The sequence below is a fragment of the Herminiimonas fonticola genome (assembly GCF_003293745.1).
GTDB lineage: Bacteria > Pseudomonadota > Gammaproteobacteria > Burkholderiales > Burkholderiaceae_D > Oxalicibacterium > Oxalicibacterium fonticola.
This window is the reverse complement of record NZ_PTLZ01000001.1, coordinates 675,966-695,611: the sequence shown is the minus strand read 5'-3', so window position 1 is coordinate 695,611 and position 19,646 is coordinate 675,966. Positions and strand designations below refer to the sequence as shown.

Here is a 19,646-nt window from a genome sequence, read left to right as displayed (position 1 = left end):
ATGTTTCAAATCAGCTATCCCGGCCAGTGATCGCTATTTAAGAAGAAAGCTGCAGGAATGCGGCATCACAAAAAGCCGTCCATTATAATGAGCGGCTGCACAAGGTCGTTTCAAATTTATGACTGTGCCAATCACATCGATCGCTATGACTACCGACTACCTGAAGAAAATCCTCACCGCGCGCGTTTATGACGTTGCCGTGGAATCCCCACTTGAACTGGCACCAACGCTGTCGCAGCGTTTCGGCAACCAGATTTATTTCAAGCGTGAAGATATTCAAAGCGTATTCAGTTTCAAGCTGCGCGGCGCATACAACAAGATGGCCAATCTGCCACCGACACAAATGAAACGCGGCGTGATTTGCGCCTCGGCCGGCAATCATGCACAAGGCGTTGCCCTGTCTGCCGCCAAACTTGGATGCCGCGCCGTAATCGTGATGCCAACCACCACGCCTTCGGTCAAGATCGATGCAGTGAAAGCGCGTGGCGGTGAAGTCGTGCTGTTCGGCGACTCCTACTCGGACGCCTACCAACACGCACTGACACTGGAGAAAAAACTCAAGCTGACCTTCGTCCATCCGTTCGACGATCCGGACGTCATCGCCGGCCAGGGCACGATAGCCATGGAAATCCTGCGCCAGCATTCCGGTCCTATCCATGCGATTTTCGTTCCCATCGGCGGCGGCGGCCTGATCGCCGGCGTTGCGGCCTACGTCAAGGCAGTACGACCGGAGATCAAGATCATCGGCGTGCAAACCGTCGATTCCGATGCGATGGCGCGCAGCCTTCAAAGCAATCGTCGCGTGACGATGACAGACGTCGGCCTGTTCGCGGACGGCACCGCCGTCAAGCTGGTCGGAGAAGAAACTTTCCGTCTGGCCAAACTATATGTCGACGACATCATTCTGGTCAGCACCGATGAAGTGTGCAGCGCAATCAAGGACGTTTTTCAGGATACGCGCAGCATTCTGGAGCCTTCCGGCGCGCTTTCCGTCGCCGGTGCAAAAGCGTATATAGAACGTGCGCAGACAGACAAGAAGCCACTCAAGAATGAAACCCTGGTCACCATCGCCAGCGGCGCCAACATGAACTTCGACCGCCTGCGCTTTGTCGCTGAAATGGCCGATGTCGGTGCTGCGCGCGAAGGCGTGTTTGCCGTAACCATTCCCGAAGAACGTGGCAGCTTCAAGCGGTTTTGCGAACTGGTCGGTCCACGCAACGTGACCGAATTCAATTATCGCCTCAGCGATGCCATGCAGGCGCACATCTTCGTCGGCCTGCAAATCGCCGATCGCGACGAAGCGGGCAAGATCGCGAAGCGTTTCGAAAAACACGGATTCAAAACACTGGATCTGACGCATGACGAACTCGCCAAAGGGCATATCCGTCATCTGGTCGGCGGCAAGAGTGATCTGACCCAGAATGAACTGCTGTATCGCTTTGAATTTCCGGAGCGCCCGGGTGCTTTGATACGCTTCCTCGACAGCGTGGCGCCGCACTGGAATATCAGCCTGTTCCACTACCGCAATGAAGGTGGCGATGTCAGCCGCATTCTGGTCGGCATACAAGTACCGAAAAAAGAAATGAAAACCTTCCGCGCCTCGCTTGCCGGATTGGGCTATCGTCACTGGGATGAAACCGACAATCCCGCCTACAAACTGTTTCTGTAAACATCTGCGCCATGACTGCACCATTCAAACCAGATGAATCACCGCTCGGCAGGCCAACGACTTACCAGGCGCATTACGATCCGTCCTTGCTGTTTGCAATTCCGCGCCAGTACAAGCGCGATGAACTCGGCTTGAGCAACGGCACCTTGCCATTTTTCGGCGTTGATATCTGGAACGCGTATGAAATGTCATGGCTGAATATGCGCGGCAAACCGCAAGTGGCGATGGCGAAAATCATTGTGCCGGCAGATTCGCCGAATATCGTCGAATCGAAGTCCTTCAAGCTTTATTTGAATTCACTGAATCAAACCAAGCTAGGCGGCACCGAAGCATTACTTGAATTGCTGCGCGAGGATCTGAGCAACGGTTTCGGCGCGCCCGTACAAATCTCGCTGACGCTGCCGGAGAATTTTTCCAAAGTACCTATGGGAGAACTCGATGGAATGTTGCTGGATAGACTGGATATCGAAGTAAGCGAATATTCACCGAATGTGTCCTTGCTATCGTCGGCCAAAGACGAACCGGCAATTGAAGAAACTCTGGTGTCGCACTTGTTGAAATCGAATTGCCTGGTCACCGGCCAACCGGATTGGGCCAGCGTTCAGATCAAATATGTAGGCGGCGCGATCGATCAAGCCGGCTTGCTGCAGTATCTGATCGGCTTTCGCGAACACAATGAATTTCATGAACAATGTGTAGAACGCATTTTCATGGACATCATGCGTCAGTGCAAACCACAGAAGCTGGCGGTCTACGCGCGCTATACACGCAGGGGTGGTTTGGACATCAATCCGTGGCGCAGCAATTTCAGCACAGGCCAGCCATCCAACGCGCGTAACGCTCGGCAGTAGAACAGGAATTTGCTTGCTGCATGTGCGTCCACCCTGGCAAATCCGCAACTTATTAGAATTTTCACACTCTATTACCTATCCGCGGCACACGACCCGATATTCTCGGCATGGTGCGATGAGCAACATGCCCGCCAGACTTGTGCGACCGTTTTTTAGCCAGAGCCGGCATTCGATCCATATATAATCAGCGCCGGTTCAAAATTACTGAAGATGAGCAATTAAATGTCTAACCCGATCACGACTATTTCCACCGACACCAGCAACGACACATTCACACTGGAAGTCGCAAAACTGATTGTGCATGCACTCAATCTCGATCTTGATCCCGCGACTATCAGCCCTGATGAGCCTCTTTATGGCGACGGCCTCGGCCTCGACTCGATCGATATTCTCGAGGTTGCATTGGTCGTGTCAAAAAACTACGGCATCCAGTTGCGCGCCGATCATGAAGACAACCAGAAAATTTTCAGCTCCCTGCGCTCTCTGGTTGAGCATATTGCCGCCAACAAAAAACAATGACATGCGTGGTCGCGTATTGGCCATGCCGACATTAAAGGATGCGCGTCCTTGACTTCATTTATTCCACTATTAGGTCATACGTCTCCTGACAGAATCATTGCATGGTGCGATGGCATCGCCGTCACCGCTGCAGAGTTCCTGAATGATGTCTGCAACCTGATTTCGACCTTGCCTGATAACCGGCATATTCTGAACGACTGTCACGATCGTTATCATTTTCTCGTCACCCTGTGCGCTAGCATGGTCGCCGGCAAAGTCAGCCTGTTGCCATCCACCCGCACAGCGGAAACGATCCGGCAATTGCAAGCCTTTGCGCCGGATGCTACCTGCCTGACCGATCAGGCAGATTGTGCAATTGCCCTGCCACAAACGCCCTATCCGCCTGCTGCATTTTTCTCTCGCGCTGAAAGGCACGTGTTTTCGATTCCTCGCATAGCCGAAACGCAACTTGTTGCCTATGTTTTTACGTCCGGCTCCACCGGTGTGCCGATTGCCCATCGCAAAACCTGGGGCGCACTGGTACGTAATGTCCAAATGGAAGCGGTACAGCTTGGCTTGCAGGCCGATATAAATTACAGCATTGTCGGTACCGTACCCGCACAGCATATGTACGGCTTCGAGTCGACTGTGTTGCTGCCGCTGATAAACGGATTTTCGCTGACGAGCGGGCCATCGTTTTATGCGGCCGATATTTGCAATTCTCTGGCGCAGGTACCGGAACCGCGCGTCCTCATCACGACGCCCATCCACCTGCGATCGCTGCTCGGTGCGTCATTGCCATTACCGAAAATTGAAATGATGGTTTCCGCCACCGCGCCACTCTCACCCCAACTGGCGCGTGAAGCCGAACAGGCATTTAATGCGCCGTTACGTGAAATTTATGGCAGCACTGAAACCGGACAAATCGCCACAAGACGGCCTACAGAATCGGCGGAATGGTCGCTATATCCAAATCTTAAAATGGCACGCGGACTGCAAGCTGACGAGTCCGATCAACGCATGTGGATCTCAGGCGGTCATGTAGAAACCGCCATGCCGATGAACGATGCAATTGAAATGACGGGCAATGGACGCTTTCTGCTGCATGGCCGCCTCAGCGACCTGATCAATATTGCTGGCAAGCGCAGTTCCTTGGCGTATCTGAATCATCACTTGAATTCGATCCCAGGTGTAGAAGACGGCGCGTTCTACATGCCGCCGGAAAAAATCTCCGGCGAAGTCGCGCGACTGACAGCTTTCGTCGTTGCACCAACGCTGAAAATCAGCGAGATCACTGCAATCCTGCGTGAAAAAATCGATCCCGCCTTCATGCCTCGTCCCATCCACAAGGTTGCACATCTTCCGCGTAACGATACGGGAAAACTACCGCATGCCGTACTTGCCGAGCTCATGCAGAAGCTGAATATCACGGCATCATCGGACGTCGCATGAACACACTGACACTTCATATTCCACCCGATCATCCTTCATTTGCCGGCCATTTCCCCGGCATGCCGATTACCCCCGGCGTCGTGTTGCTCGATCTGGCGCTGCATGCAATTGCCGCTCAGCTGCAACTGGATCTGCAGCATTGTCAGATCAGGAATCTGAAATTTTTAAACCCGGTACTTCCCGATACGCATCTGATTCTGCACTACGAAATGAATGCCAGCGGCACCGTTCAATTCGACATCATGGATCAACAGCGTGTTGCGGCCACAGGAGTTTTTCATGCATGACGCAATCGCTGTAAATAGCCGCCTCGGGCTTGGGCATACGATAGGCATTCTTTTTCTCGCACTAGCATGCAACACCGGCCATGCAGCCGAATGGACCATGGATCAGTTGATGGCGGCGCTGGCCCAGGCCAAACCAGCCAAGGTCAACTTTACTGAAAAAAAATATATCGCCGCACTGGATAGACCAGTCGAATCATCGGGAGAAATGATTTACACGCCACCCGACCGGCTTGAGAAACGCACCCTCAAACCCAAGCCGGAAAGCATGCTGCTTGATCGCAATACGCTAGTGCTGGAGCGCGGCCGCAACAAATACTCAATGCAACTCGATGACTCGCCGGAACTCGCTGCATTGATCGAAAGCGTGCGCGCTACGCTGGCCGGCGATCGCAGATCGCTTGAGTTCAATTACATCGTGGCATTGCAGGGATCGCGCGAAAAATGGACACTGTCGCTGACACCAAGCACCTCACAGGTTTTGCAAAAGGTGACACGCATCCGTTTGAGCGGCGCCAATGGCGCTGTGAAGGAAATCGAAGTATTGCAGGCTGATGGTGATCGCTCGGTAACGACGATCGAAAAAATCACGCCATGACTCCTGAAGAAAGCAAGTCTGCCCCAGATCCGGCACCAGTGACGCCTCATCGTTCCTGGCGCGCAATAGTCATCTGGCTGTTGCTGGTCCTGACAGGAACCGGTCTGTTGTTCCGCACATCATTTACCGCCGATCTATCCGCCTTTTTACCGCGCAATCCGACCCAGGAACAGCAAATGCTGGTCGAGCAACTACGCGACGGCATGGTATCGCGCTTGATTCTGGCTGGCATTGAAGGCGGCGATGCGCGCACCCATGCCGCGCTGTCGAAGTCGCTGGCAAAAAAGATGCGCAGCAATGACGACTTCATTTCCGTCAATAACGGTGAACCGGTTAATCAGGAAAAGGATCGCGCCTACCTGTTCAACAACCGCTATCTGCTAAGTCCGGCAATCACTCCGGAACGATTTACCGTCGCAGGTTTGCGCACGGCGTTGAACGACACACTGGATCTGCTGGCGTCGCCAGCCGGCTTGTTCGTCAAGGATGTACTGCCGCAAGACCCGACCGGCGAGATGGCGACGCTTCTGGGCCAATTCAATGGTGGCCGCCAACCGAATAAAATGCATGGCGTCTGGGCCGCGCAGGATGGCAAACGCGCATTACTGATTGCACAGACGCATGCGCTAGGCTCCGATACCGATGGCCAGGAAACAGCCATCAAGCACATCCGGGAAAAATTCGAAGCAGCCAAAACCGAACTCGCAGCGACAGAACCGCAAGCTGTCAATACGCGCATCGTCCTGACCGGACCCGGCGTGTTCGGCGTCAATGCGCGCAATACGATCGCCGATGAAGCCTTGCTGTTTTCAATCATCAGTGCGTCCTTGATCATGGCAATCTTGTTCGCCGTCTATCGTTCTGGCGTCGCAGTGATGCTGGGGCTGATGCCGGTACTGAGCGGCGTTCTCGCCGGTACGATTGCCGTCAGCATGGGATTCGGCACCGTGCATGGCATTACCTTGGGCTTCGGCACCACGCTGATTGGCGAGGCCATCGACTATTCCATCTATCTGTTCATCCAGTCCGGTAGCGCCAGAAACAGCGCAGACTGGGCGAAAAAATCCTGGCCGACGATACGCCTCGGAGTACTGACTTCGATGGCTGGTTTCGGTTGTCTGCTTTTTTCGGGCTTCCCCGGACTTGCGCAGTTAGGTTTGTTTACGATTGCTGGCCTTACCTCCGCCGCATTCGTCACGCGCTTCGTGCTGCCTTCTTTGCTACCCGTCAATTTTATGGTGCGGGACCTGACCCATATCGGCTTGTTCGCACAAAAAATCCTGCACCACTTGCAACGCCTGCGCAAACTTTTGTTCGTCATCGTACTGATGTCTTGCACGATTCTTTGGGTAAACCGCGATCACCTGTGGCAACCTGAGTTGAGCGCCTTGAGTCCGGTCAGCAAAGCCGCGCAGCAACTGGACGCAGATTTGCGCAAGGATATAGGCGCACCCGACGTGCGTTACCTGGTTGTCGTCAAGGGACGCACGGTAGAAGACGTCTTGCAAGCCGCCGAAAAAGTTTCCGTTCAACTTGACACCCTGGTCGAACAACATGTGCTCACCGCATTTGAAACGCCCACCCGCTATCTGCCCAGTCTGGCCACGCAAAACGCTCGTATTGCCAGTCTGCCGGATGCTGCGACGCTGAAACAGCGACTCGATCAGGCGACTCTGGGCTTGCCGTTCAAGCCTGCGTTGCTGGCACCGTTCCTCACATCCATTGACAAGCTTGCCGGCACGGCGGCACAAGATGAAAGTCGCAATACCCGATTGTTGACGCGCAAGGATCTGGCAGGAACATCGATGGCGCTGGCGACCGACTCATTGTTGATCGAACAGCGTGACGTAGCGAGTGGCTTACTGCCACTGACCGCTGCCAGCGAGCAAGTGCTAGACGCGGAGCAGATTCAAGCAGCCCTGCAAAAGTCCGGCGTGCAGCAGGCTTACTTCATCGATCTGAAAACCGAAACCAACAAGCTGTATCGCGGCTATATGCACGAAGCCATTTTGCTGGCTCTGTGCGGCCTGTCGGCAATGATCGTGCTGCTCGCCTTCAATTTGCGTTCTGCAGCCCGACTGGCGCGTGTCATGGTGCCACTGATTGGCGCGGTGCTGACCGTCGCGGCAATTCTTGCCATCAGCGGACAGCGCATGACGATACTGCATCTGATAGGTTTGCTGCTGATTGTTGCAGTCGGCTCCAACTACGCACTATTCTTTGCGCAACCGGCTACAGTCATCGTAAAAGACCCGGTCAGCGGTGTGGAAACATCGATTTCGCAAATCAAGCCAACCACGCTCGCGTCACTCATTTTCGCCAACATCACCACCGTCATCGGATTTGGCGTACTTGGGTTTTCCAGTGTGCCGGTGCTTAATGCAATCGGCGTCACGGTTGGTATCGGTGTCGTGCTGGCATTGCTGTTCTCGGCGATTTATTCCGGCAGCAATGCAGATGCACGCAGCAAAAACAAGGAAGCGGCATGAACATCGACAAGCAATGGATTGCTGCGCATATTCCGCATCAAGGCAGCATGTGCCTGCTCGATCACGTCCTATCCTGGAATAGTGAACGCATGATCGCCATCGCCACCAGCCACACCGCAGCCGACCATCCATTGCGTGCGCATGATTGGCTCGGCGCTGCCAACGGAATTGAATATGCGGCGCAAGCCATGGCCGTACACAGCGCCTTGCTGGCGACATCGCAGCCCGGCGCTGCAGACATGAAGCGACCGCAAGCAGGTTTTCTCGCCAGCGTACGCAATACGACTCTGCATGTGGCACGCCTGGACGACTTGCAGGAAGCGCTGCAGATCGAAGTTGTCTGCACGCATAGCGAGCCGAACTGCATCCTCTACCAATTCTCACTACGCGGCAACGATACGCAGCAACCCTTGCTCGAAGGCCGCGCTACCATCATCATAGACGCGGCAATGGTCGCCAACAATATCGGAGCAACAGCATCATGAAACGCGCATTGGTAACTGGCGGCAGCGGCGGTATAGGCGCGGCTATCTGCAAACGACTGGCGGCAGACGGCATGCACGTCATCGTACATGCCAATCGCGGCATGGAAAAAGCAGCCGCAGTACGTGATGCCATCCTCGCTGCCGGCGGCAGTGCCGAAGTTGCCGTATTCGATGTCACCAACGCAGAAGCGAGCAAGCTCGTGCTGGAAGAACTGCTTGCAATCGCACCTATCCAGGTACTGGTGAACAATGCAGGCATTCATGCCGATGCCGTGTTTCCCGGCATGTCGAGTGCGCAATGGCACGATGTGATCGACGTCTCATTGCACGGCTTCTTCAACGTGACGCAACCGCTGACGATGCCGATGATACGCACGCGCTGGGGCCGTATCATCAATGTATCGTCGATCGCTGCACTGACAGGTAATCGTGGACAGGTGAATTATTCAGCAGCCAAAGGCGCGTTGCATGCCGCCACCAAATCGCTGGCTCTGGAACTGGCCAGCCGCGGCATTACCGTCAATGCCGTCGCGCCCGGCATCATTGCCACCGACATGATCGAGCATGCATTCGACGACAAGGCCATACAGAATATGGTGCCGATGAAGCGCGCCGGTACGCCGGAAGAAGTCGCAGACCTGATCGGCTTTCTGGCGTCGCCGAACTCCGCTTATATTTCCGGCCAGATCATTTCAATCAACGGCGGCATGATTTAAATCGAATACGGAAATCGGCAATTCGCGGCTTGTTTCAGTCACATCGCGGCAGGATTTTTCGATCCAGGAAATCGATCCATAATCGTTGCCACGGCAACCACTCATGCCCGCCATCAGTCGTCATGACCTGATTTTCCGGCAACACTCTGGCCAGAGTCCGATTGCTGCCGGCAAAGCGGTCCTCGGTTCCATAACCGATATACAGCAACGGCAGCCCCGTCTGATCCTGTTCGCTATAACCCTTGAGCCACGCCCACAATCGGCGATCTCCATCCTGCGCACTGACTTCGCCTGGCTGCCATTCGCTCAGACATAACTTTCCAATCTCAGCCAGCAAACTGCGGTTGCCGAGGAAAGGTGCCATCAGGAACAAGCCGTCGACCTCGGTTGCATGTTGACGCGCATACAGCAGTGATCCATAGCCGCCAAGCGAAATACCGATCAGCCAGATGTGTGCGTAACCTTTTTGCCGTGCAGGCAGGACGATATCCTGGTGCAAACGTTCAAGCATCAGCTCCGCTGTGTAGTAGGCAATATGCATGTCTGCGATAACAATATCGGCAGCAATATTGCGCTCTCGCAATGCGCTGACAAAACCATTCCGCACAAAATCATCGGGGGTGTCGTATGCGCCTGGCAATAAAACAAGCAAGGTAGTGACCATCGCTTTACAAGGCAGCGTATCCTCAATAACATCCAGCTTGCTTTTAACAATACCTGTAGTCATACATTCGACAAAAAGTAGGGGTGAGAGACAGGCCAAGCCAATTTTTCAGAATATTCATTCTACAAGGCAGCCATCATTACCAGGCTCTGCAGATGTAACGAAAAATCATCACTACCCATGCGAATGCAACAAACATGAAACCCGAATCAAATGCTTAAGGTCTTTTACAGCAATGCGTTGATATCGTCGCCAGTCGACAATCACGCTACCGATACTCTTCTCGGCGCGCTTTATTTTTCACAACAGACACTCACGGATATAAGCGACTTCGATGCAGCTTCGACTTTTGCACATGTAGCAATGCCTGGTCTGGGCGGACAAAGCGCACTGTACGAATTCTTTCAAAGCACCGACCAGTCCCAAGCAGGACAAAGCGACCAGTTGCACTTTCGATTCAATGACAACATTTTATTCGGCGTCATCACGCTGAATGAGTCTGAATTTTCCGGTGATCCCGGCAGTACACCACTGCAAGCCGCAAGCAAAACAGCATACGAAAAAATCTTTGCCATGCTGAAAGCGCAGAATTTTCCGTATGTGCTGCGATTCTGGAATTACATCGCTGACATCAACGGCATCAGTCATGATCTTGAACGCTACCGTCAATTCAATCTCGGTCGCCAACAGGCATTTATCGGCAACGACCAGCACATCGCCGGCAATGTGCCTGCAGCCTGCGCATTAGGCACAACTGGCGGGCCGTTGATGGTTGCATTTCTCGCCGGACGCACGCCTACGCTGGCAATTGAAAATCCGCGCCAGATAAGCGCCTACGATTATCCGGCAGAATACGGCCCGCGCAGCCCGCTTTTTTCCCGCGCCAGCATGGCATCAGTAGCGGGCAACAGCATGCTGTTTTTATCCGGCACGGCGAGCATCGTTGGCCATCAAACCCTGCATGCCGGCGATGTAAGCGCGCAGACCGAAGAATCGATCGAGAACATCGCCGCCGTACTGGATGAGGCAGACAGGAAGACAGCGACGAAATTCAATATGACCGACCTGCATTACATCGTCTATATTCGCGACCCTGCACATTTCCCACAGGTGCGCGCAATTCTCGAGCACCGCATCGGCCCTCATGTAAAGGCATCGTACGTGCAAGCCGATATATGCCGCTCCGATTTGCTGGTCGAGATTGAAGGTTCGGCAGAACTGCAATAGTCCGCAAGCCGTACGCTGTGTGAATATGAATGTAAATGTAAAAAGAATCGGCTCTGAAAATGTGAAGTTTCCAGAGCCGATTTTTGTTGTGTATAACAATCAAGCGTTATGGAAAACCACAACTGGATTAATCGTATTGTTCAGGCTTTCACTGGCAGGAATTTTACGTGCAGCGTATTGCCATTGAGGTATTCGAGATAAACATCGGAAGCTGGCTCCGTCCCGGAATGCATATCCGGCAAGCGCGCCAATACCTGCATCATAGGCAGGCAACGCGCAGCGGGAATACCGAGACGGACGCTTTCGAGGGTAGACGCATGCATCACAGTCGGCAATGCCTTGTCCAGGCACACATCAATCCCAACCATGCTGTGCGCAGTGACATCCGGGCTGAGCAGCAGGCTGATTGCGAACTGATCCATGGTCGGGCGGGCGGCATACAGGGGTTCTGGATAAGGCGCGTCGTAGGCGACCAGCAGCACCGGTTTTTTCTCCACAGAACATTGCACGACCGCTTCCAGCAAGCCTGCCGCAAAACCTGCATCGTAGGCGCACACACTGGTGGAAGGCAGCATCGCCCCGCTGGCGATTCCCCAGTAACCGGACGGCGCGTTATGCACCGAATTATGAAAACGCGTCGGCGAAATCAATCTATCCTCGCTTGCCAGCGCCTCGCAAATCAGATGGCAATTATCGCCATCACCACCGGATGAACTGAATACCGTCGTCATGCTGCGCGGATCAATGCTTGCCGCAGCCAATGCTTCGAGACCACTGACCAGTGCAAGCTTGACCGCAGAACCGACACGGCGGCGTTCCGCGCTCGGCAACACATTCAATACCGGCACGACTGTTTTCACTGCCTGATAAGCGGCATCGTTCTGCAAAATCGCACGCCATTCCGTCCAGTTGTTTGCTCCAGGGCCGATTGCACCGATAGCGTCGATATAAACATGGACGCTCATCGTGCAATCCCCAGAACCAGGCTGCAATTGGAACCGCCAAAGCCGAATGAATTATTCAACGCGTAGTCGATCGGTATACGCCGATTGGCGAGCAGATAGTCAATATCGAATTCGACATCGATTTTTTTTGTATTGATACCGCCCGGTGCTTCACCGTGCTGCATCGCCATCGCACAGATAATGGCTTCCACACTACCCGCCGCGCCCAGCGTATGGCCGGTTGCACCTTTGGTCGAACTGCAAGCCGTCAAATTACCGAATACTGCATGTATCGCCTTGCCTTCTGCCGCATCGTTACTCGGCGTGGCCGTGCCATGCAGATTGATGTATCCGATTTGTTCTGGCGTGAGGCTGGCGGCATTGAGTGCTGCCGTCATCGCTAGTTGCGCGCCCAAACCATCCGGATGCGGTGACGACATGTGATGTGCATCGCTGGATTCACCGACGCCATGCAACAGTATCGTTCCTGTCGGCGGTTGTTCCTGTGCTTTGGTCAGCAACACGAATGCCGCGCCTTCTGCAATTGAAATGCCATTGCGGCCTTCGTCATACGGTCGCGCAGGCGCAGGCGCAAGCAATTGCAATGAATTGAAACCGTACAGCGTGGTCAGGCACAAACTGTCTACGCCGCCGACCACCGCTGCATCGATCAAGCCGGCCTCTATCATGCGCGCCGCATTGCCGAATACTTTTGCACTGGACGAACATGCAGACGATACCGTTAATGCCGGTCCGGTCAAACCAAGAAAGGCACTTGCAAACGCCGCTACCGAATACGTATTGTGCGTTTGTTCGTAATGAAAATCTGCCGGCAATGCACCCAGGCTTCCGTCCACATCGCTGATTGCTCTATTCCGATAAGCAAGCTCGGTCTGCAGAATGCCCGAGGTACTGGTGCCTAGAAAAAGACCGATGCGATCAGAACCGTATTGCCTCTGCGCTTGCTGCACGGCGTCGATAAAACCGTCCTGTTCCAGCGCCAGTTTCGCCAGGCGGTTATTACGGCAATCGAAATCTGCCAGCACTGACGGCAAAACCACTGCATCGACACCCGGAACCTCGCCTATAAAAGTAGGCAAATTCACAGTCTCGAAATCGCAAGGTTTCAGGCCGCCCTGTTGCGTCGATAATTTTTGCCAGTTGGCAGCGACGCCCAGGCCAAGGCAGGTGCTCAAGGTATAGCTTTTTAATTCAAGAGTTTGCATACGGCAAAAAATCGTTGCGTTAAATGGGATTCACTCACTTACGTTTAAAGAAACAGTGCATCAGCAGTCGGCACGCATGCCTTCTTCGACACTGACGAAACGTAAATTCTGTTGCGACAAGCGGTCTATCAGTTGAGGCAAAACTTCCAGAATAACCGCTTGCCCATTCTTGCTGCGTGCCGCATTGCCATCATGCAGCAACAGGATATCTCCCGCTTTGGCATTCGCTAACAGGCGCTGCGTAATTTTCGCTGCGTCATGAATACGCGTATCGAAACCTCGCCGCGTCCAGCTGACTAGGCGCAGATCGAGTTGATGCAACACGGGGTCGAGAAAAGGATTACGCAAGCCGGCTGGAGCGCGAAAGAACTGCGGCCGTCTGCCGGTCGCGTCTTCAATAACCTGCTGCGCTTGCACCAGCTCCCTCTTGATGCCGCCCATCCCCATCATCGAAAAATAATGACGGTGCTGCATGCTGTGATTCTCGATGTGGTGCCCTTCGTCAACGATTCTCCACACCAGCGCTGGCTGATTTTTCACCTTTGCAGCGATACAGAAAAAGGTCGCACGAACATTTTTCTCCGCCAGGATATCCAGCACGCGCGGCGTCACCTCGGGATCGGGACCGTCGTCTATGGTCAGCGCAATTTCATCCCGTCCGTGCGGCAAGCGCAATACATTAGGCCCGAGCAGCGAACTGCGCGGCCACAGGCCGGCCGATGCAAGCACGACGTGATTGGCAATCACACTGGCTATGCCAAATCCTATCGAGCCTGGCCACACCAATGCGGACGCAGCTGCGCCCACATGCAGTGCTGCAGAAGCCTTCAGGAGCGGACTAGCTTGCCATTTTTGATTTTGCATCATGATCGTATTTACTCGATACTTCGCCGGGAAACCCGGACACCATCATAGCGGGAAGTAATAGCCCTCATCATTCGCCGCGCTCCTGCCAGAAATCGTAAAAGTTGAACCAGTTATACGGTGCCAGCCTGGTGAAGTGCTCGATGCGCGCCACATATTTTGTGACTGCCGCTTCGATTGCCTGTTCACTATTTCCGGTAACGCCGAAATCGGCGATTTTTTCCAGATGGATATCGTAGCGATTGCCGCCGCAATACAAACCAGCCATTACAAAAACAGGCCGACGCATCATTGCCGCCACTTTGAACGGCCCAAGCGCAAAATCTGCCGGCGCCCCAAGAAATGATGTTGTGTAATTTTTCTCATGTCTGAGCGTGCGATCGGCGAGAATGCCAATGATGCTGCCTTCGGCCAGCCTGTCCCTGACCGTCAGCATCGCACTCAAATTTCCCAGCGGCACAATTTCCTGCTGCGCGGCTGGATTAATGGCGGTCATCAATGCACTGATTTTTCTGGCGTTTTCCTCGTACATCAAAAGCACCAGCTTTAAATCCTCTTTGCGCCGAGATATCAACCGCGCTGCTTCGAAACTGCCCAAATGCGCACCCATCATGAACACGCCGCCGCTGCGCAGCGATGCCTCTTCTGCAACATAGGCATCGTCAATCACGCGTATATCGAATTTTTCCGCATGCCCCAGCAGAAAATAAACCCGGTCCAGCAATACCCGTGCAAAAGTAAGAAGATGGCTGAACACTTCATGCAGATGCGGCTTTCGACCTAACACCTTGCCTAGATAATTCGCCGAGATGCGACGCGAGTCGCCATCTTTCAGAAAAAAATAAAAGGTAATTGGATATAACAGCATCCGCGAGACATGGCGTCCCAACACTCTTGCGATCCACACCATGATGCGCAACAGAAACAAGTGGCCGCCTTCTTTTTTGTCAGTCCAATCCTGCGGCATAAACTTTGTTTTCCCGAATAGTAACGATTTTCAAGCACAAAATTATAGATGCGAGAAGTACATCAAACCTTGCGTTTGTTATTGAAATAGGCGGCAACGCTTTCCTTGACTGTGGCATGCTGAAAATCCGGATTGACCCGTTTTCTGCATGCATACTCCGCTGCAAACATCAGAATAACCAGGGGCCAGTTGAGCACGTTCGCGAATAACGACCACGCGCTGATAGGTGCCGCATAATAAATCAGCAGCGACAGCAGAATTTGCACCACAAAAAACAGCGCCCACGCCAACGTTACCGTGCGCGTATACCGCACGACATTATCCGGTATGTCAGGATGAATAGAACGCGCCAGTGTGGTGATGATCGGCGTACGTCCGCCAAATAGCGTATGCGCAAAAAACCAGCACAGCATCATATTGGTAGCAATATGCTCAACCAGGTAAATGCGATCCAGCCGCGACAGCAAGATCGGCCAAAAATGGACGATCATCGTTACCAATGCGATTGCCAGCGCGATGCCGCACAGGCAACGCCACATCACACACAGTCCAAGCCGTTTCAAAAATGCCACTGCCACCCAGCAAGCAATGCCAGCGATAGGCAAGAGCAACATCGACATCGCAACCTGACGCCAGATACTATGCACGTCATCTGCCACCAGTGCGCCATGGCTCACACAGATGTAGACAATGATGCATGCGATCACCAGCAAAATCTTGACAACGGACATCGATGCCTCACTTCACACAATAGTAGGCTTGAAGCCGCAAATAAATGGTTTCAACTGGCGTCGCAGGTGCATATCACTGCTTAGATTGATGTCAGGTTACGCCAAAGCAATTTCGGCAGACGCGGTAAAAAACCGAAAAACAGGCGCGTATACATCCACACTAACAACTTGTTATCACGCCAATAATTGAAATGAGATACCCCGCCCTCCGCCGGCTTCAGGTATTTCACCTTGGTCTTGATATTGATAGGCTTGACGCCATGCCAGCACAAGCGCACCGCAGCCTCGGGATCAAAATCGAACCGGCGCATCCAATGATGGGTATGCATGATGTCGCACAAAGGCTTGATCGGATAAACACGAAAGCCGAACAGCGAATCGCCGATACCGGCCCAACAGGTTTCCAGATTCGCCCACCAGTTGGAAAGTTTGCGACCCTGCACACGTACATTCGGCGCGCTCGCATCAAAGATCGGCACGCCCAATACCATTACGTCCGGCTGCCGTATTGATTCATCCATGAAGCGAGGGATCATCGTCGCATCATGTTGGCCATCCGAATCCATCGTCAAAATATGTGTGTAGCCCTGCTGTAGCGCGAGCTCCATGCCGTGCAGTACCGCCGCACCCTTGCCGCTGTTTTGCAGTAGCACGATAATCTTCAACCCCTCGTCGTGCCCAGCCATCTGCTGCAATTTCTCCGCCGATCCATCCGTGCTGCCATCAACCACCACCCACACCGGATTCCAGAATGCTCGCGCCGATGCTACCGTGTCATAAACTGTTGCGCCGGGGTTATAGCTTGGGATAAGGACAAGATGTGTTGACGATGCTTGCATGCGGGGCGCTACCTGACTGAAATTAACGTGACAATTCAACGGAGGAATAGGATAAATGGGCTTGCGATGCTCTTCATGCAAGTCACTAAAAAGAAAGTCAGGAAATTGCACGCATGCAATGATATTTGCTGATCAGATGCGTCATGGCGTGATATTGAAAAACATTATTGATTTTCGCCTTGCGCAGCTTTATGTTCAAGCCATTACCATACAATAATTTGTACTTGTCTTATGTGCTTTAGCGTACCAAGATGTAACAAGAACTAGAGCGCGCCCATTCGTGAATTATAACTTGAGTACCCACGCACTTTAAGTTTCGTTAATGCCGCAATATACCAACCTACATTCTTGAAAATCTACGCTCACATTGGAGCAAGCAAAAAATGAGATGGTAAATCAGTCACGCGACATGAACGACAATTTGATCGGACCGAACAAGAATTCATTGATTTAAAAAACAACATCGCTAGAAATGCAAGCAGGCGCGGCAGAATGGGGTTATTGAACAACAATCCGGTGTGTCGCTCGATTGCGTTTCCAGATTCGGGCCCTATCGCAAAAAATAGGCCTATAATTCCCGCCAGAGCCCTTTCTTGTGCATCGCACCATGAACCATTTAAGCCAGATTCTCCCTCCCAGCAATGTCGTGCTCGACTTGGATGTCTCCAGCAAAAAACGTACATTTGAGCAGGTCGGTTTGATTTTTGAAAATAATTGCGGCATCGCCCGTTCGGTCGTCTCCGAGAACCTTTTCGCGCGCGAACGTCTCGGTTCGACTGGCCTAGGTCATGGCGTCGCAGTTCCGCATGGCCGTATCAAAGGATTGAAAGCGCCACTGGCAGCATTTGTTCGCCTGGCCCAGCCGATTCCTTTTGAATCGCCAGACGGACAGCCGGTCAGCCTGCTGATTTTCCTGCTGATCCCCGACAACGTCACGCAACAACATCTGGAAATTCTGTCCGAACTGGCAGAAATGTTTTCCGATGAAGCTTTCCGCAACTTGCTGTCGACTACAGAAGACGCAGCCGCGGTGCATGCACGTTTGATCACATGGCAAGCCAGCCTTCAAGGTTCCAACTAAGCTGTCGTCCGGCTTCTATTGCACGCATCCGTTTCCGTTCTTAGTTTAAGCACTTACGCACACCATGCCATTATCGACCCCGCTTACCATTCAACAACTTTACGACGACAATCGTGAATCGTTACAGTTGGGATGGTTCGCCGGATTCCCGGGTGGCGAGCGACTGATTTCCGGCGATGCGACTTCCGCAGCCGATCAGGTCGGTCACTTGAATTTGATCCATCCGGGCCGTATCCAGATCTTCGGCCATCAGGAAATCGAATATTACAAACGTCTTTCCTCAGCATCCCGCGCATCCCAAGGCGCAGAATTGGTCGCAGGAAAACCGCCGGCATTCATCATCGCGCAAGGTCTGGAAACACCGGAAGACATCATGACGATCTGTGATGAGAAAAATATTCCGTTGTTCTCGACACCGCTGCCTGCCGCACAAGTCATCGATTATTTGCGCGTCTATCTCTCCAAAAAACTGGCACAGCGCATCACGATGCACGGCGTGTTTATGGACGTGCTGGGCGTAGGTGTATTGATCACCGGCGAATCAGGCCTGGGAAAAAGCGAACTCGGCCTGGAATTGATTTCGCGCAATCACGGCCTGGTAGCTGATGATGCAGTGGAATTTGCTCGCATTGCGCCGCACATGATTGAGGGTCGTTGCCCGCCCTTGCTGCAAAATCTGCTGGAAGTACGCGGTCTGGGTCTGCTCGATATCCGTACCATCTTCGGTGAGACTGCAGTCCGTCGCAAAATGCGTCTCAAGCTGATCGTGCATTTGGTTCGTCGTACAACGCTGGAAGAAAATTACGAACGCCTGCCGCTCGCGCAAAGTGAAGAAATTCTCGGCTTGCCGATACGCAAAGTAGTGATCCCCGTTGAAGCTGGTCGAAATCTGGCTGTTTTGCTGGAAGCTGCAGTACGCAATACCATTCTCCAGTTACGCGGCATCGACACACTGAAAGACTTCATACTGCGTCAGCAAAAAGCCATGGAAAGCGACGAATAACAGAAGCTGCAGTCAACATTCATCTGCGTTCTTTATCGCTGTAGTTCATCGTCGCCGCTTATTCCCGACGCCTCGAATATCTCAAGCTCAAACGCCCTTCATTACCCCATTTTGTAGCCCCTGCCAGCTTGCGGTATGATGATGCCATGCGGATTATTCTTATCACTGGCATCTCCGGCTCCGGCAAATCTGTCGGACTCAAAGTTCTCGAAGACGCGGGTTATTTTTGCGTCGATAATCTGCCACCGAATTTATTGCGCGCACTGGTTGCCACCTGCGGCGAAGAACATACTGACACGCTGGCCGTCGCGATGGATGCGCGCAGCGCAAGTTCATTACTCGGTTTGCCCGCCGATATCACCTGGTTGCGTGAGCAAGGGCATGAGGTCAAGGTTCTCTTCCTGACCGCAAAAACCGATTCGCTGATCGCCCGATTTTCTGAAACCCGCCGCAGTCATCCGCTATCACATCGCGTTTTCAGCAATCAAAATACCGCCGATTCCAGCACACTGACCGAATGCATACGCGAAGAACGCGAAATGCTCGCTGGCGTGGAGGAAATCGGTCACGTCATCGATACCTCAGGCATGAGCGCCAACAAATTGCGCGCCTGGATCAAAGGCTTGGTGGCGAGCGAACATGCGCCACTGACCTTGCTATTCGAATCATTCGCGTTCAAATTTGGCGTACCGCTCGATGCCGATCTGGTGTTCGATGTGCGCGCATTACCGAACCCGCATTACGATGCCACGCTGCGTCCACTAACAGGCCGTGATGCGCCGGTACAAGCCTTTTTACAGGCGCAAACAGATGCCACCGAATTGATCGCGGATATTCGCGGCTTTGTTGAAAAATGGCTGCCGGCTTTCAAGAAAGATAATCGCAGCTACCTGACGGTTGCGATCGGCTGCACAGGCGGTCAACATCGCTCGGTCTATATCGTTGAACAACTGGCGCAATATTTCCGGCCGGTTGAACATGTATTAGTGCGTCACCGCGAACTCGACTGATGCAATAAAAAATTTCCGTTGCGTGAACTTCTGCAAGTAGGCGCGCAA

Annotated in this window: 20 protein-coding genes; 13 read left to right on the top strand and 7 right to left on the bottom strand. The window is 53.1% G+C overall.

Features of this window, described 5'->3' with window-relative positions; translation table 11 throughout:
• Positions 1-118 precede the first annotated feature (118 nt).
• The 9 genes from ilvA (at position 119) to fabG (ending at position 9,042) form a co-directional block, all read left to right on the top strand.
• Entirely contained in the window at positions 119-1,669 is a 1,551-nt protein-coding gene (ilvA, locus tag Hfont_RS03520; RefSeq protein ID WP_112990824.1) for a threonine ammonia-lyase, biosynthetic, read from the top strand.
• An 11-nt stretch (positions 1,670-1,680) separates the two neighbouring features.
• On the top strand, positions 1,681-2,520 hold the full coding sequence (gene queF / locus Hfont_RS03515; RefSeq protein WP_112990823.1) for an NADPH-dependent 7-cyano-7-deazaguanine reductase QueF: 840 nt from the start codon (positions 1,681-1,683) through the stop codon (positions 2,518-2,520).
• Positions 2,521-2,742: 222 nt separating this feature from the next.
• A complete protein-coding gene (locus Hfont_RS03510) occupies positions 2,743-3,039 on the top strand; it encodes a phosphopantetheine-binding protein (protein WP_112990822.1) in 297 nt (98 codons plus the stop codon).
• Positions 3,040-3,087: 48 nt separating this feature from the next.
• A complete protein-coding gene (locus tag Hfont_RS03505; RefSeq protein ID WP_241522996.1) occupies positions 3,088-4,470 on the top strand; it encodes an AMP-binding protein in 1,383 nt (460 codons plus the stop codon).
• The gene (locus Hfont_RS15175; RefSeq protein ID WP_181666410.1) at positions 4,467-4,757 is read left to right on the top strand and encodes an ApeI family dehydratase; all 291 of its coding nucleotides are present in this window, start codon (positions 4,467-4,469) and stop codon (positions 4,755-4,757) included. The genes Hfont_RS03505 and Hfont_RS15175 overlap by 4 nt, the downstream gene beginning before the upstream one ends.
• Positions 4,750-5,352, top strand: a complete 603-nt coding sequence (locus Hfont_RS03500; RefSeq protein ID WP_112990821.1) for a LolA-related protein — start codon at positions 4,750-4,752, stop codon at positions 5,350-5,352. Before Hfont_RS15175 ends, Hfont_RS03500 begins: the two co-directional genes overlap by 8 nt.
• Entirely contained in the window at positions 5,349-7,841 is a 2,493-nt protein-coding gene (locus tag Hfont_RS03495) for an MMPL family transporter (protein ID WP_112990820.1), read from the top strand. Before Hfont_RS03500 ends, Hfont_RS03495 begins: the two co-directional genes overlap by 4 nt.
• Positions 7,838-8,326 carry a hotdog family protein gene (locus tag Hfont_RS03490; RefSeq protein ID WP_112990819.1) on the top strand — a complete coding sequence of 163 codons (489 nt, stop codon included), beginning with the start codon at positions 7,838-7,840 and terminating at the stop codon, positions 8,324-8,326. The genes Hfont_RS03495 and Hfont_RS03490 overlap by 4 nt, the downstream gene beginning before the upstream one ends.
• Complete coding sequence (gene fabG / locus Hfont_RS03485; RefSeq protein WP_112990818.1) at positions 8,323-9,042, top strand: 3-oxoacyl-ACP reductase FabG; 720 nt, start codon at positions 8,323-8,325, stop codon at positions 9,040-9,042. Before Hfont_RS03490 ends, fabG begins: the two co-directional genes overlap by 4 nt.
• Before the next feature lie 34 nt (positions 9,043-9,076).
• Here fabG and Hfont_RS03480 read toward each other — a convergent pair whose 3' ends face one another.
• The gene (locus tag Hfont_RS03480; RefSeq protein WP_112990817.1) at positions 9,077-9,769 is read right to left on the bottom strand and encodes an alpha/beta hydrolase; all 693 of its coding nucleotides are present in this window, start codon (positions 9,767-9,769) and stop codon (positions 9,077-9,079) included.
• A 150-nt stretch (positions 9,770-9,919) separates the two neighbouring features.
• Here Hfont_RS03480 and Hfont_RS03475 point away from each other — a divergent pair, with 150 nt between their 5' ends.
• Positions 9,920-10,933, top strand: coding sequence for a chorismate transformation FkbO/Hyg5 family protein (locus Hfont_RS03475; protein ID WP_241522995.1), 1,014 nt, complete (start codon positions 9,920-9,922; stop codon positions 10,931-10,933).
• A 140-nt stretch (positions 10,934-11,073) separates the two neighbouring features.
• Here the strand turns inward: Hfont_RS03475 and Hfont_RS03470 are convergent, their stop codons facing one another.
• The 6 genes from Hfont_RS03470 to Hfont_RS03445 form a co-directional block, all read right to left on the bottom strand.
• Positions 11,074-11,898 (bottom strand): beta-ketoacyl synthase chain length factor, encoded by an 825-nt coding sequence (locus tag Hfont_RS03470; protein WP_112990816.1) that lies wholly within the window; start codon positions 11,896-11,898, stop codon positions 11,074-11,076.
• Positions 11,895-13,103 carry a beta-ketoacyl-[acyl-carrier-protein] synthase family protein gene (locus Hfont_RS03465; protein WP_112990815.1) on the bottom strand — a complete coding sequence of 403 codons (1,209 nt, stop codon included), beginning with the start codon at positions 13,101-13,103 and terminating at the stop codon, positions 11,895-11,897. The genes Hfont_RS03470 and Hfont_RS03465 overlap by 4 nt, the downstream gene beginning before the upstream one ends.
• 60 nt (positions 13,104-13,163) lie before the next feature.
• On the bottom strand, positions 13,164-13,967 hold the full coding sequence (locus Hfont_RS03460) for a polysaccharide deacetylase family protein (RefSeq protein ID WP_112991682.1): 804 nt from the start codon (positions 13,965-13,967) through the stop codon (positions 13,164-13,166).
• A 70-nt stretch (positions 13,968-14,037) separates the two neighbouring features.
• Positions 14,038-14,934, bottom strand: a complete 897-nt coding sequence (locus tag Hfont_RS03455) for an LpxL/LpxP family acyltransferase (RefSeq protein ID WP_112990814.1) — start codon at positions 14,932-14,934, stop codon at positions 14,038-14,040.
• A gap of 62 nt (positions 14,935-14,996) precedes the next feature.
• Positions 14,997-15,665, bottom strand: coding sequence for a COG4648 family protein (locus tag Hfont_RS03450; RefSeq protein WP_112990813.1), 669 nt, complete (start codon positions 15,663-15,665; stop codon positions 14,997-14,999).
• An 80-nt stretch (positions 15,666-15,745) separates the two neighbouring features.
• Positions 15,746-16,504, bottom strand: a complete 759-nt coding sequence (locus Hfont_RS03445) for a glycosyltransferase family 2 protein (RefSeq protein WP_112990812.1) — start codon at positions 16,502-16,504, stop codon at positions 15,746-15,748.
• A gap of 607 nt (positions 16,505-17,111) precedes the next feature.
• On the opposite strand from Hfont_RS03445, the gene Hfont_RS03440 reads away from it, so the two are divergent.
• The 3 genes from Hfont_RS03440 (at position 17,112) to rapZ (ending at position 19,598) form a co-directional block, all read left to right on the top strand.
• Positions 17,112-17,585, top strand: a complete 474-nt coding sequence (locus tag Hfont_RS03440; protein WP_112990811.1) for a PTS sugar transporter subunit IIA — start codon at positions 17,112-17,114, stop codon at positions 17,583-17,585.
• 64 nt (positions 17,586-17,649) lie between these two features.
• Positions 17,650-18,588, top strand: coding sequence for an HPr(Ser) kinase/phosphatase (gene hprK / locus Hfont_RS03435; protein ID WP_112990810.1), 939 nt, complete (start codon positions 17,650-17,652; stop codon positions 18,586-18,588).
• Positions 18,589-18,734: 146 nt separating this feature from the next.
• Entirely contained in the window at positions 18,735-19,598 is an 864-nt protein-coding gene (rapZ, locus tag Hfont_RS03430) for an RNase adapter RapZ (protein ID WP_112990809.1), read from the top strand.
• Positions 19,599-19,646: the final 48 nt, after the last annotated feature.

Bases quoted from the DNA above. Each gene is read 5' to 3' on its own strand.
- Hfont_RS03475 (WP_241522995.1), top strand. From the start codon at position 9,920: ATGCTTAAGGTCTTTTACAGCAATGCGTTGATATCGTCGCCAGTCGAC.
- rapZ (WP_112990809.1), top strand. From the start codon at position 18,735: ATGCGGATTATTCTTATCACTGGCATCTCCGGCTCCGGCAAATCTGTC.
- Hfont_RS03450 (WP_112990813.1), bottom strand. From the start codon at position 15,665: ATGTCCGTTGTCAAGATTTTGCTGGTGATCGCATGCATCATTGTCTAC.
- Hfont_RS03480 (WP_112990817.1), bottom strand. From the start codon at position 9,769: ATGACTACAGGTATTGTTAAAAGCAAGCTGGATGTTATTGAGGATACG.
- fabG (WP_112990818.1), top strand. From the start codon at position 8,323: ATGAAACGCGCATTGGTAACTGGCGGCAGCGGCGGTATAGGCGCGGCT.
- Hfont_RS03470 (WP_112990816.1), bottom strand. From the start codon at position 11,898: ATGAGCGTCCATGTTTATATCGACGCTATCGGTGCAATCGGCCCTGGA.
- Hfont_RS03495 (WP_112990820.1), top strand. From the start codon at position 5,349: ATGACTCCTGAAGAAAGCAAGTCTGCCCCAGATCCGGCACCAGTGACG.
- Hfont_RS03455 (WP_112990814.1), bottom strand. From the start codon at position 14,934: ATGCCGCAGGATTGGACTGACAAAAAAGAAGGCGGCCACTTGTTTCTG.
- Hfont_RS15175 (WP_181666410.1), top strand. From the start codon at position 4,467: ATGAACACACTGACACTTCATATTCCACCCGATCATCCTTCATTTGCC.
- ilvA (WP_112990824.1), top strand. From the start codon at position 119: ATGACTGTGCCAATCACATCGATCGCTATGACTACCGACTACCTGAAG.
- Hfont_RS03510 (WP_112990822.1), top strand. From the start codon at position 2,743: ATGTCTAACCCGATCACGACTATTTCCACCGACACCAGCAACGACACA.
- Hfont_RS03460 (WP_112991682.1), bottom strand. From the start codon at position 13,967: ATGCAAAATCAAAAATGGCAAGCTAGTCCGCTCCTGAAGGCTTCTGCA.
- Hfont_RS03465 (WP_112990815.1), bottom strand. From the start codon at position 13,103: ATGCAAACTCTTGAATTAAAAAGCTATACCTTGAGCACCTGCCTTGGC.
- Hfont_RS03490 (WP_112990819.1), top strand. From the start codon at position 7,838: ATGAACATCGACAAGCAATGGATTGCTGCGCATATTCCGCATCAAGGC.
- queF (WP_112990823.1), top strand. From the start codon at position 1,681: ATGACTGCACCATTCAAACCAGATGAATCACCGCTCGGCAGGCCAACG.
- hprK (WP_112990810.1), top strand. From the start codon at position 17,650: ATGCCATTATCGACCCCGCTTACCATTCAACAACTTTACGACGACAAT.
- Hfont_RS03500 (WP_112990821.1), top strand. From the start codon at position 4,750: ATGCATGACGCAATCGCTGTAAATAGCCGCCTCGGGCTTGGGCATACG.
- Hfont_RS03445 (WP_112990812.1), bottom strand. From the start codon at position 16,504: ATGCAAGCATCGTCAACACATCTTGTCCTTATCCCAAGCTATAACCCC.
- Hfont_RS03440 (WP_112990811.1), top strand. From the start codon at position 17,112: ATGAACCATTTAAGCCAGATTCTCCCTCCCAGCAATGTCGTGCTCGAC.